This is a genomic window from Flavobacterium branchiicola (assembly GCF_018383905.1).
Taxonomy (GTDB): Bacteria; Bacteroidota; Bacteroidia; order Flavobacteriales; family Flavobacteriaceae; genus Flavobacterium; species Flavobacterium branchiicola.
Genome location: NZ_JAGYWA010000009.1, coordinates 125,285 through 143,947, shown reverse-complemented (window position 1 = coordinate 143,947; position 18,663 = coordinate 125,285). Strand labels below are relative to the sequence as shown.

8 protein-coding genes and 1 pseudogene are annotated in these 18,663 nt (G+C 33.5%); 1 reads left to right on the top strand and 8 read right to left on the bottom strand.

What is annotated here, in order from left to right:
* Nucleotides 1-41: 41 nt before the first annotated feature.
* From KHA98_RS20525 to KHA98_RS20495, 7 genes and pseudogenes are all read right to left on the bottom strand, one after another.
* Nucleotides 42-1,526, bottom strand: a complete 1,485-nt coding sequence (locus KHA98_RS20525) for a tetratricopeptide repeat protein (RefSeq protein ID WP_213259863.1) — start codon at nucleotides 1,524-1,526, stop codon at nucleotides 42-44.
* A gap of 1,155 nt (nucleotides 1,527-2,681) precedes the next feature.
* Nucleotides 2,682-3,110 (bottom strand): lipocalin-like domain-containing protein, encoded by a 429-nt coding sequence (locus KHA98_RS20520; RefSeq protein ID WP_213259862.1) that lies wholly within the window; start codon nucleotides 3,108-3,110, stop codon nucleotides 2,682-2,684.
* 249 nt (nucleotides 3,111-3,359) lie between these two features.
* Complete coding sequence (locus KHA98_RS20515) at nucleotides 3,360-4,301, bottom strand: hydrogen peroxide-inducible genes activator (protein ID WP_213259861.1); 942 nt, start codon at nucleotides 4,299-4,301, stop codon at nucleotides 3,360-3,362.
* A 168-nt stretch (nucleotides 4,302-4,469) separates the two neighbouring features.
* A complete protein-coding gene (locus KHA98_RS20510) occupies nucleotides 4,470-6,410 on the bottom strand; it encodes an OmpA family protein (RefSeq protein WP_213259860.1) in 1,941 nt (646 codons plus the stop codon).
* Nucleotides 6,411-6,422: 12 nt separating this feature from the next.
* Nucleotides 6,423-7,352: a PorP/SprF family type IX secretion system membrane protein gene (locus tag KHA98_RS20505; protein ID WP_213259859.1), complete on the bottom strand. Its 930-nt coding sequence runs from the start codon at nucleotides 7,350-7,352 to the stop codon at nucleotides 6,423-6,425.
* Nucleotides 7,353-7,414: 62 nt separating this feature from the next.
* Entirely contained in the window at nucleotides 7,415-12,421 is a 5,007-nt protein-coding gene (locus KHA98_RS20500) for a T9SS type B sorting domain-containing protein (RefSeq protein WP_213259858.1), read from the bottom strand.
* 1,072 nt (nucleotides 12,422-13,493) lie between these two features.
* A pseudogene (locus tag KHA98_RS20495) lies at nucleotides 13,494-13,775 on the bottom strand (helix-turn-helix domain-containing protein); the annotation flags it as partial.
* Between the two features lie 332 nt (nucleotides 13,776-14,107).
* On the opposite strand from KHA98_RS20495, the gene KHA98_RS20490 reads away from it, so the two are divergent.
* On the top strand, nucleotides 14,108-17,293 hold the full coding sequence (locus tag KHA98_RS20490; RefSeq protein WP_213259856.1) for a starch-binding protein: 3,186 nt from the start codon (nucleotides 14,108-14,110) through the stop codon (nucleotides 17,291-17,293).
* Nucleotides 17,294-17,684: 391 nt separating this feature from the next.
* On the opposite strand, the gene KHA98_RS20485 is transcribed toward KHA98_RS20490, so the two are convergent.
* Nucleotides 17,685-18,407: a hypothetical protein gene (locus KHA98_RS20485; protein ID WP_213259855.1), complete on the bottom strand. Its 723-nt coding sequence runs from the start codon at nucleotides 18,405-18,407 to the stop codon at nucleotides 17,685-17,687.
* Nucleotides 18,408-18,663: the final 256 nt, after the last annotated feature.

Here is an 18,663-nt window from a genome sequence, read left to right as displayed (position 1 = left end):
AAATACCTTGTTCAACTAGATTCTTATACTATATCTACTATTTACTGGTCGAAATATTTGTAAATATCTTCTCCTTCCTCTAAAAAAAGTCGTTTCCGTAAGCGATTTTTTCTATTCTGTATTGCCTTAGCAGTAACAAAAGTGTAATCTGCAATTTCTTTAGTTGAAAATTTAAGTTTCAGATAAAAGCAAATTTTTTGTTCGGTTATCGTTAAATCGGGTTGTCTAGCAATCAATTTTAAATAAAAATCAGGATACAACTCTTTAAATACAACTACAAACAATGGATCATTCTTTTTAGCCATTTCTATTACCTCATCATAAGATGTTGTTACTTTCTTTTTTAGGGATACAATTTGAGTCGTTTTTTGTTCTATTTCTTTCTTCTTTTGTTGTGTATCTAATTTTAATTTATTTTTATAACAAAACTGCCAATAAGAATATAGCAATAAGCCAATGATAAGAAATCCAGCAATTAATAACAAAATCGTACTTCTGTTTATTAATACTTCCTTTTCAACCTCTGCTTTAGAAACAACATAATTGGTTGCCGCTATCATACTTTTTTGTTCTGCTATATGGGTACTATCTTTATAAATTAATTCCAACTTTTGATAATCCAACACTTGTTGTCTTAATCCTTTTTCTTCAGCTATCTTTTTATACAGTCCATAATTGTATTCCAGAATATAAAAGGTTTTTTTGCGCTTTGCTAATACAGTAGATTTATCCAAATAGGCAATCGCCTCTGCATAGCCATGCTTTTTATAATAAACTTCAGCCAGATTACTTAGTATTATCTCTGTGTAGTTTATCTTCTTTTTTTTATAATCTAATAATGCCTCTTTAAAATAGTATTCGGCTGAATCAAGTTTCCCTGCTGACATATAGGTATCACCTATATTTATTAGAGCATAATTGGGAATTTGCGGGTTTTTACTAAAATAATAGGATGCTTTTTTATGTAGCTCTATAAACTCTTCAAGTGTTGGTTTATTCTTTAGACCGGCCGAAAAACTAGCTTTAAAAGTATATAATCTACCTAAAAAACAAAATTTTGATTTTCCATCTAAACAATTAACTCTTGTCAGGCAATTGTCTAATTGAGAGAGTGCCAATTTATTAAGATGCATTCTTCCATGCTGGATTGCAATAGCAAAATCTGCGTAAAGCATAAGAGAATCATTGCTTATTTTTTGTGCTATCTCTTTCGATTTTTCTAAATAATTCAATGCCTTGTCATAGTCACGAAGTTTCCCTTTACAGTTTCCCATGTTTAATAAAGCCAGGGAGGAACCTAATCGATAACCTTGTACTAATGTAATTTGATATATGTTTTTTGAAATTTCATAACCTTCATTTGGAGAGTCTCTTAAAAACTGATTTACCGAATTTAAAGTACTATCAATTTCCTTTACTGTCAAATTCTTTCTTTGTCCGTAACTATTCCACAATCCAAAAACAATATAAAAAACAGTAAAATATAACCGTATATATTTAACTAATAAAAACTTACTTTGAAACATCTTTTTTATTCATTTATTCTATTCTACAAGGCGTTGCCTCTGCTTTTATTGTTCTTAATTACTTATTAAGAACTACCAATTTTTGCTACTGGCTTTATTTCTTACTTTATTCTCTCAATAAATTTTCTTGGTAAATCTTATTGATAAATTAATAATCAACTTATGTAAAACACTTGTTATTAATTAATAGCTAATAATTTCTAATATGTTAGATCTAATTCTAAAATAATAGCATTATTAATCATCCTTATTTCCTTAAAAAAAATAAGTTTGGCTACTGTTTTAAGTAAGATTTGTGTGTTTATAATAAACTCTTTTTAAAATTTAGTACGCTTTTGAAGCTTTTAAAAATTTGCACTTTACCAGAATGCAAAAGTACCATCAATAAAATTATAAATCTATAAAACTCCGGGTGGCTGCTTTGTAGATTTTGTACTACAGAAAACTCCTCATAATTAATTGTTATTTCAATTCTATTTTTCAATCAAATCGAGCAAAAATTAATTAATTTACCCTCTTTTATTGAGATTTATTATCTAAAAAAGAACAGCCCTCAGGCTGTTTCTTTTCTTAATTCTATACTATAACTTTTTATTTAATAATGATTGTCTGAACGATATATTATAGCAAATCACAACTACTTTATCATAACATACAGTAAAACAATTAGTTTGCAAATTTACTAAACTTGTATATTTAAATCAAACTGGTATTTTCTATGATATTATAGTTAAAAACTAATAGTCTAATCAATAATCTCAAAATGAGACATTAAAGCACTGACTTACGTAGCTTTTAAGTATAAAGAGTAAATTGAAAATTTTTAAATAATTCCTTTTTGAGTTTAGAAATATCAATAAAACTAAAACCTTTATTGTTGCCAGGTGCGCGGAGTATTGCTGTATAACTACCTATCATAATAGGAAGCCCCTTTGCATGTATTTTAATAAAACAAATCACTTTCTGAATAAATTACAAAAATGATAAGTGAACACTCTACTTGAAGAGTGTCTAAATAACTAATGGAATCAAAGTTTTGTAAATTTCAAAATCAATTAATTTCCCAAATTCCTTATTAAAAATTCAGAAAATCCATGTTGATTATCGTATACTAATATCCTTTTGATTCCATTATTTATTGTTTAAATAGGGCCTTTATTTCTTGCTGTATTCTTCTACAACCTGATCATTACCATCATTATATTTTATAAATAAGTTGCTCTTATTTAATTTGATTATTTTATACGGCAATGTATCTAGTGATTGCTGACGATTTCCGATACTTTTTGCCACAAGAAATAATTCTTCATTATCCATCCACCATTTTTCATATTGCAGCGTTGCCATATTGATAGATTTAGCTGTTCCGTTTTCCAGTAAACTAACCCCCTGCACTTCCTTGTTGTTAATTGGATTGGGCTGCACCCAATCACCCACAAGCTGCTCTTTTGAGAAATGATTTGATTCAACCATTTTTGTGGGTTCATTATTTTTATCCTGAATTTGTTTGTCATCACTTTTCTTACATGCTGTCAAAAGTGCCATTACGAAAATAGCTGCTAAAAATTTTCCATTGTGTTTCATAATCGTTTATTTAATTTGTTATTTATCAGAATCTCCAAATGCCTATTATTGCTTTTGAAGCAACTTTTATTTTAATAAAAAATAACTTTTTTGTCTAAAATATCGCGTAGAATAATCCTACATAGGTTACAGATTAATATCTACTTATTTTTAGAAATGGCAATTGCTGAATGAAAGATATTAATATAAATAAATCAAAAAAGTTATAGTTCTAAATGCTTAACTTTTTTGATTTCAAAGCAGGTTATATTACTGTTTTACAGGTATAACAGACATATTTTTCTTTAATAACATCGTGTCTGGTATAGTCTGTAGAATTGATTTTTTTAGAGCTTCTATTAATCTCTTTTTTACAAAAAGATTATAATATACCAATCCAATTTCTCTAACAGGATATGGAGATATAAAACGACTGGTTTTACTTCTTTGCTCTTTATTCAGGGTCAAAACTGTCAGCTCTGGGAGAATTGTCGTACCCATATTTAGATCTACCATTTGCTTAAGGGTTTCGATACTACCCGACTGATACTCTATTTTTAGATCTGACGTGCCTTTAACCCGCAATTCGCATAAATTTACAATCTGGTTTCGAAGACAATGCCCTTCTTCGAGTAATAATAATTTGTTGGAATCTATATCTTCAGGAACAATGTATTTTTTCTTAGCTGAAGCGGAGTTTAAATCACCATAATGATAGAATTCTTCATAAAATAAGGTTTCTTCTTTTAACGCTTTATCTAATAATGGAATGGCTAATATGGCGACATCTATTGTACCATTCTTTAATTTTTCCTGAATCTTTTCGGTTGTTAACTCGTTTATGACCAACTTGACGTCTTTATAGCTTTCCATAAAGTTTTTTATAAAAAGTGGCAATAAATAAGGCGCTAGTGATGGTATAATTCCTATCCTGAGATCTCCTTTTACCTCACCCGTTTCTTCACCAATTATTTCTTTTATTCTATTGGTTTCTTGTAATGCAATTTTTGCCTGCTCTATTATTTTTATTCCAATATCTGTAGGTCGAACCGGTTGTTTGCTTCTATCAAATATAATGACATTTAGCTCTTCTTCAAGCTTTTTAATCATACCGCTTAAAGTTGCTTGCGTAATAAAACAAGCTTCTGAAGCCTTTAAGAAGTGACGGTGTTTGTCTAATGAAACAATATATTCTAATTGTTGTATGTTCAAAATATTAGATTTTATCTATATATATTTTTGTTCGTTTATATGCATATATACAGTGGTATTTTATTAAGAAGAAGGGAATCAGCTGTAACGATAACCAAAATAATTACCATAAATGCCTATCCCTTCTATATTTAGTGAAAAAAGTGTTATTTTCTCTTTGACATAATCTTAGTTAATAGAGATAACAACGAACTCACTTCGTCTGTTAGCCTGATGTTCTTGCTCGCTACATTTTACACCATCAGAACAATGGTTTACCAATTGGGTCTCACCATACCCTTTTCCTGTTAGTCTATTTGCTGCAATTCCGTTTTTTACTAACCATGCTATTGTTGATTTGGCTCTTCTGTCTGATAATGCAATATTGTATCGATGTGTTGCTCTACTGTCTGTATGTGAACGGATATCAAGTTTCATTCCCGGATAATCATTCATTACAGCCAGTATTTTCTCTAACTCAAAAGCTGCTTCTTTACCAATAAATGATTTATCTAAATCAAAATAAATCATTGGTATATGGAACGTTTTGGCTAAATCTGTGCCTACTTCTATAGGTTTGATTCGTTTCTCTAACTGCAATGGTAATTCTGTTTTACCAGTAATGCTTCTTATTGTGATTTTTTCTTCTTTGGTTTCGTAATTCTCTTTTTCTGCACGTACAGAATATGTTTTTCCACATTCAGCATCAAACTTATATTTTCCACTAGAATTGGTTGTTACGGTAGCTATTAACTCGAATTGATCATTGAACAGGCTTATTTTTGAATTCGTCAAAATTGCCCCAGTTTCTTGATCTGTTATAACTCCAGATAACAATTGTTCGCAAGTAAGTTTACTCCTTTCTAAGAAACGATAAATATCATCGTAGCCTTTGCCGCCTGTTCTATTTGATGAGAAGAATCCATTTCTGTTTTTGCTATTTATTAAGAATGCAAAATCATCTTGAGAACTGTTTATTGGAGCACCAACATTTTGTACTTCGTCAAAGCTGTTGCCTTTTCTCATCTTTGATACAAATACATCTAAACCTCCGAGTCCAGGATGTCCGTCGCTTGCAAAATAAAGCTCGTTATCACCCGATATAAACGGAAAGGTTTCTCTTCCTTCAGTATTAATCATTTTCCCTAAATTCACGGGAACACCATAACTGCCATCACTATTGATTGCAACACTAAACAAATCTGATTGCCCTAATGTTCCCGGCATATCTGAGGCAAAATATAATGTATTCTCATCAAGGCTTAATGCTGGATGTGCAACGCTATAGTTATTACTGTTAAAAGGTAATTCGGTTACATTCCCCCATTCCTTGTCTTTTAAAGTGGCTTTGTAGAGTTTCAGCAGGGTTACTTGTTTACCGTCTTTCCCTTTTTTATGATCTAAATAATTGTTTCGAGTAAAATACATCGTTTGACCATCTTTGGTAAATACAGGTGTTGACTCATGAAACTTTGAATTGATTTTTTTGCTAAAGAGTTCTGGTTTTCCCATTTCTCCACCAGCTTTTATTTCTGAGGTATATAAATCAGTAAAATACTGATTGGTCCATTTAAACACGTTTTTAGAAACTCCTCCAGTATCTCTTGCTGAAGCAAAAACTAATTTGTTATCTAAAAAAGAACTCCCATAATCGGAATATATTGAATTAACATTGGCATCGGCTATATCAAAACGCCCTGAATTAGCTTTGATTTTTTCCAGATAATTTTTATTATTATCGAATAATTTAGCTCTTAAATCGTTGCCTGACTTGATATTGAATTGCTCTAACATCTGGTCTGCTTTAGCATAATTACCTATCGACTTGAGTGTTTGAGAATAGCGATAATAATACTCTGGTTCTTGGTTTTGGTTCATTGTAAAAAGTTCCGTATACCATTTTTCTGCTTTAGGCAATTGGGCATTAAAGTAATACGCATTACCTAACTTTTGGAACATCTTTTCGTCTTTGTACCCTTTCTCTGCTATACGTTCATAGGTAGCAATAGCATCAACATAGGCATACCTTTCATATTTCTTGTTTGCGGCATCTATTCCCGCTTTTTGCCCGTAACTTTGCAAGGCTAGGAAACTAAAAATAGTGCTATAAAGAATCGTTTTTATTTTCATAATAGTAGTGGTTTAGAAAAATCTTGGAGAAATGATTTTATCATATTTATTGAACAATTCATATCGAAAAAAGATTTCATGCGATCCTGAGTTGTAATTTCCTAATCTGGTAGTGTCTAAGTCATATCCATACCCAATAAACCAGGAATTGGTTGCTTGAAATCCTACCAAGGCACTTAATGCAGCACTCCACCTGTAGGCAATACCAGCGGTAAATTTTTCGTTGATTAGAAAATTTCCAGATACATCTACTTGCAAAGGTGCTCCCTGGACATATTTGGTCAGCAAGGCTGGTTTGAATTTTACATTATAACTTAAATCAAATACGTGACCTGCAATTAAGTATAAATTTATGTTCTCTTTAGCTACATGAGTATTAGATCCAGAACCTGCATAGCGATCAAAATGTTTGGTCTCTAACAAGTGTGGAGCCGATAAACCAATGTATGTATTATCAGAATGTAAATACACCCCTGCTCCTATATTAGGAGAAAACTTGTTATCAATATTAGTTTCAAAAGTGTAGTCATTCTTATCGGATTGATTCAATTTACTAAAATCAATATTTAATAAATCAGCTGATGCTTTTAATCCAAAAGACAATTTATAGCGATCTGACGCATGAATTGTGTAGGATAGATCTACAGCAATATTGCTCTCATCTGAAGGACCAATTCTATCATTAACAAAAGAAACTCCTATTCCTAAATTACTGCCGTTAATTGGTGTATTAATCGATGCCGCATTAGTTACTGGTGCACCATCTAGTCCTACCCATTGTGTACGATGCAAAGCAAAAATGCTCATTGTTTCTCGAGATCCTGCATAGGCCGGATTAACGTTTACAGTGTTATACATATACTGTGTAAACTGAGCATCTTGCTGTGCATAACTTGTGATTGTTGCCAGCAGCACAACAAATTTTATTATTCTTTTTTTCATCTATTTTTTTATTTAAATCCCTGAGCCGGGAAGCTTTCCCGTTCTCAGAGATTAATTTAAATTTATCTGTTTAGATACAAGTACCCTGCTTTTGAATGTCCATTTGAAGCATCGTCTTTATATTTTAAAATATAATAGTAAGTTCCTACAGGTAATTCGGCACTTTGTTTAATCGTTACCCGACCCTCAGATATTCCTCTAAAAGCTCTGTCTGAATTATTATAATTATCACGATCGAACACTAAAACTCCCCAACGATTATAAATTTCTACAGTGTTATCAGGGAAACACTCTAATCCATTAATTTTAAACAGATCATTTTCTCCATCTCCATTTGGTGAAACAGCATTAAAAACCTCAATAGTACAAGTTGGTTCTACAACTATTGTTACTGTCGCTGTATCACAATTTGTTGGATTTAACTTCTCGCAAATACTGTAAGTAAGGATATAATTACCTGACTGAGTATTAGGTAATACTGTAATTGTTCCGTCTGTATTCAATGTAAATCCAGTAGGTATAGTTATACCTGTTAAGTTTACTTCTGCTGCTGTAACTGTCAATCCGTTTAGGGTGTCATTTAGTAATACGCTTGGTGTTGTACCACCGTCTTTTTCTTTGATTGGTGTAGCTGAATAATCATCGGCATTTGCATCAATAACAGTTGTGGCTACAGCCACTGTTGCTGTTGTTGTATCACAATTTAATGGATTCAACTTCTCACAAATATTGTAAGTAACTACATAATTACCTGCTGGAGTGTCAGGCTCTACAGTAATAGTTCCATCAGCATTTAATGTCAATCCTGCAGGTACAGCTACTTCTGTTAAATTTATTTCAGATAATACAACAGTTGAACCGTTCAAAGTATCATTTAATAATACACTTGGTGTAGTACCTCCGTCTTTTCCATTAATTGGCGTAGCTGTATAATGATCAGTAATAGCTTCAATTATAGCTGTTTCTACAACTACTGTTGCTGTTGTTGTATCACAATTTGTTGGATTTAACTTCTCACAAATACGGTACGTAACGACATAATGCCCAACTGGTGTATTTGATGCCACTGTAATTGTACCATCAGCATTTAAAGTTAATCCTGTCGGAACTCTTACTCCTGTTAAAGTAACATCTGATGGTATAACTGGTACTCCATTCAAAGTATCATTTAATAATACATTTGGCGTAGTACCTCCATATTTTCCGTTAATTGGTGTTGCTCTATAATCATCTGCTACAGCACAAATAACAGATTGGATTACTACGTTTTGTGATACTGACGAAGTACATCCTGAAGCTGCATCTGTAACTGTTGCAGTATAGGTACCTGCTGGAGCTGTTACAACTCCCGCAACCGATATATTTACTCCTGTATTTGGTATGAAATTGTATGTTTTTGCAGCATCATAATTGGTAATAGCAAAGCTTCCTGTTGCTGTAGAACATGTTGGCTGAGTTACTGCACCAAATAATGCTGTAGCTGGTGCCAAAGGTGCTCCATTGATTGTTGTACTTGAGGCTAATGAGCTACAAACTCCTAATGTTGCAGTTACTGTATATGTCCCTTCCGGAACAGTTACAATTCCTGTGGCTGATACACTCACCCCTGTAATTGGTGTAACTTCATATGTATAAGTTGCATTGTAATTGGTAATTGCAAAACTACCACTTGGAGATCCGCAAGTTGTTGGTTGCGTTACAGTACCCAAGATTGGTTGTACTGGTGTAACTGGTTGTGTATTAACAACTGCACTTGTTGAAGAGGGCGAAACGCAAGTTCCCAATGTTGCCGTTACTGTATAGCTTCCTTCTGGAGCTGTTACAACTCCTGTTGCTGATATGTTTACTCCTGTTGTTGGTGTAACAGTATAGGTATAAGCCGCATCATAATTGGTAATTGCAAAACTTCCTGTTATAATAGCACAAGTAGGCTGTATTACAGTACCTAATGTTGGCTTTTCAGGTGTTAATGGCTGTGCATTAATTACTGAACTAGCCGAAACTGCTGATGTACATCCCGAAGTTGCATCTGTAACAGTTGCAGTATAGGTTCCTGCTGACGCTGTTACAATTCCCGCAGCCGATATATTTACTCCTGTATTTGGTGTAAAATTGTATGTTTTTGCAGCATCATAATTGGTAATAGCAAAGCTTCCTGTTCCTGTAGAACATGTTGGATGAGTTACTGCACCAAATAATGCTGTAGCTGGTGTTATTGGCTGTGTATTGACAGTCAAGCTAGTTGCCGCAGATTCACATGTTCCTGCAGAAGCGGTAACATCATAAGTACCTGAAGCTAATCCTGAGAATACACCGGTGGTATTAGTCATAGTTGCACCTATAGGATTTGTTCCTGTTAGTGTATAGGTAATATTTGAAGCTGCTACCGGAACAGTTACTGTAATGGTACCAGTTGCCAAAGCACATGTAGGTTGACTTACATTTGCAGTTGGTGCAGCCGGTGCAGCCGTATTGTTAATCGTATAAGTTGATACAGAAGTTCCAGAGCATAACCCCTTTACCGTATATGTAAATGTAAATGCCCCTGTTGCAGATACTGATGGCGACCAAAGATGACCATTTAAGTTTCCGCTTGATGGACTAGTTGTTTCTACCCATGTTCCATAAGGATCGGCAGTAACAGGAAGTAATGTATTTAAATCTAAGTTGGTAACCGATCTACAAACATCTGTTAAACTATCTGCCCCAGAATTTGGGTTATCTAAATTAGACGTTATCTGATAGTCTAAAACAACATCTACACAAGATCCGGGAAGAGATGAAGTAAGTCTTACATGATAAGTTCCTGTATTGGCAGCCACATTAAATACTGGAAAAGATAACGTTGAAGAAGTACTCAATACTGTAGGATCATTGTCTTTTGTCCAACTAAAATTAAGATATGGAACTCCATCCACAGAAAGCTTTCCTGTTGTAGAACCATTACATATATTAACAGCCGTAAGTTTTGGTAATCCTACTTTTTCAATATCAAGCAAAGAATTAACCACATTACCACAAGCATCTGTAATTGTAAAATTATAGATACCACTAGTTAAACCGGTGAAAAGATTACTACTGCCATTATTTACTGTAAATGGAGCGCCATTTTTTGTTGTAATAGCATAGTTATAAGGCTCTACACCGTCATAACCTGTTATCGAAGCATTATAATTTACACCATCTGAACATTCAAAAGAATATAAATCTTTCGCTTTTAGTCCCATTGTAGCATAATCAAAAGTAGACAAAACATCAAAACATTGCCTTCCATATCCCCAATGAGCAACTCCCGGTCCTAAATTAAGTGTCGAAAAAGTTTTTACAATTCTATAAGTTCCTGGTGTAGTCCATGAACCTTGTTGTTGTCCATTTGTCAAAGATTGAGCATTTGTCCCATCAGGAATATTACCAGAGTAACCTCCATTTATAGGATGCCCCCAATTACCACTGATAGGGTCTTTTATTTGTAACCAATAATAGATATTCTGATCTGCAGCGACGAGATTATCTCCCGTTACATTCAAATCAACATCGAAACTACTACATTTTTGAACTTTTGAGGCTACTACATTTCCTTGATCATAACCTGTTATAGTTAAAACAGTAGTAATAATATGTCCGCAATTATCTGTTGTTTCCACATTATATTTCCCTCCAGGAACATCTTGAAGAAAAACATTATAACCGTCTGAAGATATATAGGAAGTGGCGTCTACAGGATAGGAAGCAGAAAAAGCAGCTGGACCTGCCATAATTCTTGCATTTGTAAAGGTATAAGTAGCTATATTTTGTGATACAGAAAAGGAACCATTCCCAGCACCGCAGCCAATTCCCTGAAATGTCCACACAGATGCAATAGGAGTTGATACAGTAACTTGTTTATCGATAGAAATACCGCAGGCATCCGTTACACGAACTTCATAAGATCCATCAGGTACTGCATTTCCCGGTCCACCAATAAGATTTGAACCAGACGGACCTCCAATAACATATCCAGACGGTGCAGATATTACCTGATATGACAATGGACTTGCCATGTATTGTGTGCCCAAAGAAAAATAAGAACCCAAACAATCAGCCGGTATAACCTGCGCAGTTACTTGTGCCGGAGCATTAATATTCCTTGTCGCGGTAAATACATTTCCACAAGCATCTGTTACTTTCAAATCTAACACGTAAGGTGTGTTATAAAGTGGAATCGAAGTAGTTATATCATCTATAGTACTCCCGAAACGATTTGAGCCAGTTATGATTTTAGAAGTTGTAATATCAGCTCCTCCACCTGGTGGATGAACGATATAATCAAATTTAAGCGGATACACCATTACATTATTACTTGCTCCTGCATACAAAAATTGTCTGAAATTACCAGAACCACAAGTTGTATTTTCTGTATTGTAGCTACTAACTCCATCAGTATTAGATGTAAAAATTACATTAGGCGTAAACACAGTAAGGGTTACTGTCTGAGTTACAATTTCACCGCAATTATCTGTAACAGATACTACATAAGAGCCACCGCTAAGGCCTGTAAAACTACCAGTAGACTGAGGCCCTACTGTCATAGGTCCAGTAATTTTATAAGCATTAATAGCTGCAGGAGTACCTGCATTAATTGTGACATTAATTGCACCAGAATCTGGACAAGTCACATCGGTTTTTGTAATTGTAAAACTTAACGGACTAAGGTTTCCCGCTACATTACCATCCCATATTTGATTGTTACTTGTGTGACCAATCATACTTTGCGTCGCTATGATTCGATAAGCTCCACCGCTAAGCCCTGTAAAAGCATTACTTGTTGTAGTGGCAATTGCAGAGATAAAATTTGGAGCTTTGTAAACTGCATAGGTAACAATAGCGCCAGGATTAGTTCCTGTAGTACTGAATGTTAATGCACCATTGTTTCTACAAGTCTCTGCAGTTGGTGTCACACTTAGAGAAAATGCAGGCAAGGTTGCTTGTGCCTGCATTGCAAAATTTACCAACAGCAATAACAATAAAACCGATTTTCGGTGAAAAACCTTTTCGAGAGCGTTTTTTTTAATTAAAGTAATTTTCTTCATTGTTTCGCAGTTTTACTATTTTCAAATTGATTAAAAAAGATTTTATAAAATAATTTTGTCCAAGGCATAACCCGCCTCAAAAAATAAAAATGATTCATAATAATATATAAGCCGTTTAACTATTACACTCTAATGAGTAATTACATTTATTAGACACAACATTAAGATTTGATCCAATATTCATTCTTATATAAAACAGCAGCAAAGGCAAAATCCTGTGCGCTTTTTTACAATAATTAGATACCCTTCAAATCTTTAGTTTGCATTAATAACTTAGTAATTCTTTGGTAGAAAATAATTTGATTTTTGTAATCTGTTAACTTTGTTTAACAAGAAAAATAACAGCCACTATTTTCAAAAACTCTTGAGGTTAAGTACATAATTTATAATATGAAATTGATTTGGGAACAATAATCACATTACATAAAAACATGGGGCAAATGTATTCCATAACCCAGTGTATATCCTAAAAAACACATACCACATAGGTACTCGCGTCACTATAAAACAGATATTTAACATCTTACAGACAGAAAAAAAGATAAAGTTAATCGAGATTAAACTTTTTGCTATTCGAAAAATAAAACAAGGACTTTCTACCTACATTAGATTCTACTTAACTTTGGCTTTTGGATTGTTTTTTGTAATAATTTTCAAATGCAAAAGCGTTGTTTTTTATAATTATCCTAACATTTTAAAACCAGTTTTAGTAATATGTATTTACATTAATTATATCAAAAAAAGAGATTTTTTGACAATGGAAAATACCACATTAACTTACTGACGTAGTGCAACTTCAAAAAAAATCAGCTCCATTTAATTTTTTCAAACCAAATAGAGCTGAGCAATGAATTTTATATGATTAAGATCTGTATTTCAAGTATTTTATGTGAAACAATTCATGTTTTCTGCTGCAATAATAAACGCATTATTCTTATGGAGTTTACTTCAATTTTGCCACAAAAAACTAAAGTGGTTCTGAAAAAAAAGAATGACGACTTGTTTTTTTTAACACTGTAATTTTTATACAACTAAAAGATTCAAAAAACAGCTCTTTAGAATAAATTAATTTTCAATTAAAAGATTGCCTAAATTCTAATGGAGAAACGGTCACTTGGTTTTTAAATAAACGATGAAACGATTGCGGATATTCAAAACCCAATCGGTATGCAATCTCAGATACAGACATATAAGTCGTCGATAAAAGTTCTTTTGCTTTTTCTATTACTCTATTTTGGATATACTGTTGCGTTGTCTTACCGGTCTGTATACGTAACATATCAGAGAGATAATTAGGACTTAAATGAAACTCTTTAGCTATATTCTAAACTGTCGGAATTCCGTTTGCAATTAAATACCTATAAAATATATAGCCAATAAAATCAACTGCGCTCTCCTCCTAACTCCCCTGTTACCGGCAAAAACAAAATTTAAAATCAATCTATAAGAAAAATTAACTAAATAACTAACTAACAAGGATTAAAGAAAACTTTTAAAATTCTACAAACAGAAAAAATTTGCGGTTGCTTCTTGTTAACTTTTTATCAACAACTACCAAGACTATAACGTTGTAGTGTTAATTATTTACATAATATCAAGCTCAAATAAATATTATACGCAAAAAATTACATTATATATTATTAATTTCACAAAACATTAACTTAAACCTAATTAAAAACTAACCTTATGAAATTAAAAAACTATTTTTTATTATTCCTGTTTTTTTTTCTGCAGTCATTTGTTTTTTCACAAACAAAAGCAACAGGAAAAGAAGTAATGATTCAAGGATTTCATTGGACTACAGATGTATCAGCTACGAAATGGTATGAAGTAGTCAAAAGTAATTCTTCCGTTTTGCAGACAGCCGGTTTTGATGCTATTTGGCTTCCGCCACCAAGTAAATCTACCGGAGGGATGGGTTATATTCCTACCGTATGGTATGATTTAAACAATGCACACGGAACTCAGGCACAATTAGTGTCTTTAATTTCTGATCTGCATTCAAAAAATATTAAAGTAATCGCTGATATTGTAATAAATCATCGAGGGGGAACTTTAGGCTGGTATGATTTCTCGACGCCTTCTTGGAATACGCCAGCAGAAACCTGGTCTATTTGCAATACTTCCAACATAAGTGCCAGCGGCCAAAAAGGCACCGGTAATGCTGACTATGATCCAGTTGCCGCAGGTTTAAAATCGCCAGGAGAATCAGGAGGATTTTCTGCAGCGAGAGATTTGGATCATTCTAACGCATTGGTTAGAGAAGGTATCAAAACCTGGATGAATTGGCTAAAAAATGATATTGGTTTTGATGGATGGCGCTATGACTTTGTGCATGGATACGATGGTAAATATATCAAAGAGTATAATGATGCAACAAATCCCTATTTTTCTGTTGGAGAATTACTGGAAGGAGACAGAAACAGAATAGTAAAATGGATGGACTATACAAAAGCAGGAACAGCAACAGCATCTTCTACTGCTTTTGATTTTTCTACAAAGAGCTCTTTGCAAAATGCTTTTCGAGATAATAATTTGAGTTATTTAAAAGATGGCTCTGGAAAAGCATCAGGATTGATCGGAATATGGCCATCAAATGCAGTGACAATGTTAGATAACCATGATACAGGACCAAAACCCTATGGGCAAGACTTATGGATTTTTCCAGGTGATCAAGTATTAAAAGGATATGCGTATATATTAACCCATCCAGGAACACCTATGGTTTGGTGGCCACATTATTTTAATTGGGGTATCAAAAATGAAATTGATGCAATGATTAAAATTAGAAAAGATAACGGCTTGAGTAGTACTTCGTCATTGAATATCGTTGCTGCTACAAATAATTTATATGCTGCAATTATTGATGACAAGGTAGCCATGAAATTAGGTTCTGATAATTGGAATCCGTCTGGAACGGGCTGGACTTTAAAGTTATCTGGAACTGGTTTTGCTATTTGGGATAAAGGTACTGTTGTCGATGTTCCAAGCTTAACTATTTCGCAAGCCGGAGGTACATTTTCTACAGGAACGACGATTAATACAGTACTGACTGCTAATAATTCCTCGTCAACTATCTACTATACCTTAGATGGAACTACTCCTACTACGGCATCACTTTCAGCGGTTGGCACAAAAACGCTTTCTATTACTGCTAATACCACATTGAAAGCGTTTGTAAAAAATACCGCAAATGCCAGTTCTATTTTGTATACTGAAAACTATACTTTTGCCGCCACACCAACATTTACATTATATTTCAAAAAACCGTCAGCATGGGGTTCTGCAATAAAAGTTTACTATTGGGGAACAACAGGAACAGCTCCGGCTGTAACTTGGCCAGGAGCCGCAATGACACAAGATTGTGGAGATTGGTATACCTATACTTTCCCGTCAACGGTAAGTAGTTCTAATATCATTTTTACTGATGGAACTTTAAAAACATCCGATTTAACAGCTTCAGCTGGCATTAAATATTATGATTCAGGCTGGCTGAGTGCAGAACCTACAAACAGATGTCCCTTTGTAGCTCCTGATTTGACAATACTACAGGCAGGAGGAACATTTACAACCGGAACGACAGTAAATGTTACCTTGAATGCTAATGTAAATACATCTACGATCTATTATACATTAGATGGCACAACACCAACAACGGCTTCAGCATCTGCGGTTGGCACAAAAGCACTTATTATTACTGCTAATACTACAATAAAAGCTTTTGTTAAAAATACAGATGGAATTTCTTCGGCGTTAAAAACGGAAACCTATACTTTTAGCGCTCCAGGTACCTTTACTGTTTATTTCAAAAAGCCATCATCATGGGCTTCATCAATAAAAGTGTATTATTGGGCAACTACAGGAACTGCACCGGCAGTCACTTGGCCAGGAACCGCTATGACGCAAGATTGTGGGGATTGGTATAAATTTACTTTTCCGTCAACGGTTAGCGCTTCAAGTTTAATTTTTAATGATGGAACTTTAAAAACAGCAGATTTAACGGCTTCAGCCGGGATCAAATATTATGATTCAGGCTGGCTAAATGCTGAACCAGCTAACAGATGCCCAACTCTTGCTCCTGATTTAACAATACAGCAAACTGGAGGGACATTTTCTACAGGAACGACCGTAAATATAGTATTGACTGCCAATGTAAATACATCTACGATTTATTATACTTTGGATGGAACAGTTCCAACTGTTGCTTCAGCATCGGCTGTTGGAACAAAGACACTTTCTATTACAGCAGACACAACGGTAAGAGCATTAGTTGTGAATACTGCAGGAACATCATCAAATATAAAAACAGAAGTTTATTCGTTTGTTAGTATTCCAACTTTGACTGTTTATTTTAAACCTCCAACGACATGGACAGGAATACCAAAAGTACATTATTGGAATGCGGTTCCGACAGGAAGCGCTGCTAATACCACTTGGCCTGGTGTATCGATGACAGCAGATACAAATGGTTTTTATAAATATACTATAACAGGTCCAGCATCTATTAATTTGATTTTTAATAATGGTTCCGGTGGAACCGCTAATCAAACGGCAGATTTATTAAATAAAACAGATGGTTACTCCTTTACTTGGGGAGTAAGTACCTCAAAAATTGAAATCAAAAAAGAAGAGATAGCCACCAAAAGTGTGTCAATATCATTATATCCAAATCCGGTTGGTAACCTGCTTCAAATTAGTTCTGATGTAACGGCTTTGGAGTATCAAATTCTGTCTAATAGTGGCACAACAGTTCAAACTGGAAAAATAACTAGTAATACTATTAATGTAAATAATTTGTCAACCGGTCTTTATTTTGTTAAAATTCATTTTATAGACGGGCAAGAATACATCCAAAAAATTATTAAAAAATAATCATTTTTTTTAAAATAATTTAGAAAGCTCAAACTTACTATTAGTTTGGGCTTTTTTGTATAAACATTCAGAAGTAATGTGGGATAGGCAAACAAAAACTATAGACAAAGTTAAGTGGGGTAAAATGCTCATTTATTTTTTTTCGAAAATCTAATTTTAAAATCTCTTTCTAAAGCACAAACCAGCCAGATGAAATTTCATTTGTTTTTTATATAGTTATAAAGAGACTCTAACTTTATGTAAGGTTGATAAATATATTTTCTAACTCTTGTTTTCCTGCACAGCTTATAGATATATCTTTGATTGCCAAACTTTTTCTCACATTTTATTATGTGTGGAATTTCATCAACTTATTTGATGCATTGCCCAACCTTCGCTATTATGTGCTACCCTAATTGCCATCTTCATTATAAATATTGAACTTGTCAAAGGAAATAATTCCAAAATCTTTTGAAGTTTGCATTTTGTCAACATCAATGACTAAAGCTTCTGCATCTGAGGCATCACTTTCGTTTAGTTTATAACTTATATAATGATCTTTATAAAGAAACCAATTATTCTTCAATCTGTCATATTTAAATGTTGTTACTTGCTCCCAATGTTGTCCCCCTGCGATTCCGTGTTCAATTGAAAAGTAACCGTTTTTAATTGTTACTCCAGTAAAAGGATCTCCAAAAACTCCGCCACAGTCGATACAATAAACGGCGTTATCATTTCTAAATATAAGAGTATATGAATTATCAGGTTGTCCTAATAATAACAATAAAGGTCGTTTGTCAGGTTTGTCTTCGTTATAATTGGAAGTTGTTTCCTCTGTATCTTTTCTTAGGACTAAAATTTTATCTGTTAATCCATCAAAATTTGCGTCTCCCGATGATATCCTAATTGCAGAATAATTTGCAGGAATAAAAGATTTCAGATCTTCAGGAATTGAATCAATATTTTTATTAAATGTTTCGTGTTTTCTTATCTCTTCTGCAGAGCTTTTTGACTCATTTTTCACTTCAATTTTAGACGTTAAACTGTCTTTGGCTTGGTTAATTTTATTATTATCCGTTTTTTGTCCACAAGAAACTAAAATCAATAAGAGTCCAAAAGTGAAAAATCTAATCATTTATACTGTACGTTTTTAAAGAGTTACATAATATTCTAATACTATAGGGTTTGAAACTAAACCCATTATTAGGATTTATCGCCCAAGCGATAGCGAACAGGCCAAGCAAATCATCCCAAATACAAAACCAATTGTCAAAATCCGCGGTAGTAGCTGTTTAACTAAACTTTTGGCGGCGCCTAACAAACATTTAGTATCTTACAAATATAATTAAATTTCATAAATTAGGTCTACAAAAAAAGAGTTCAGAAGATTC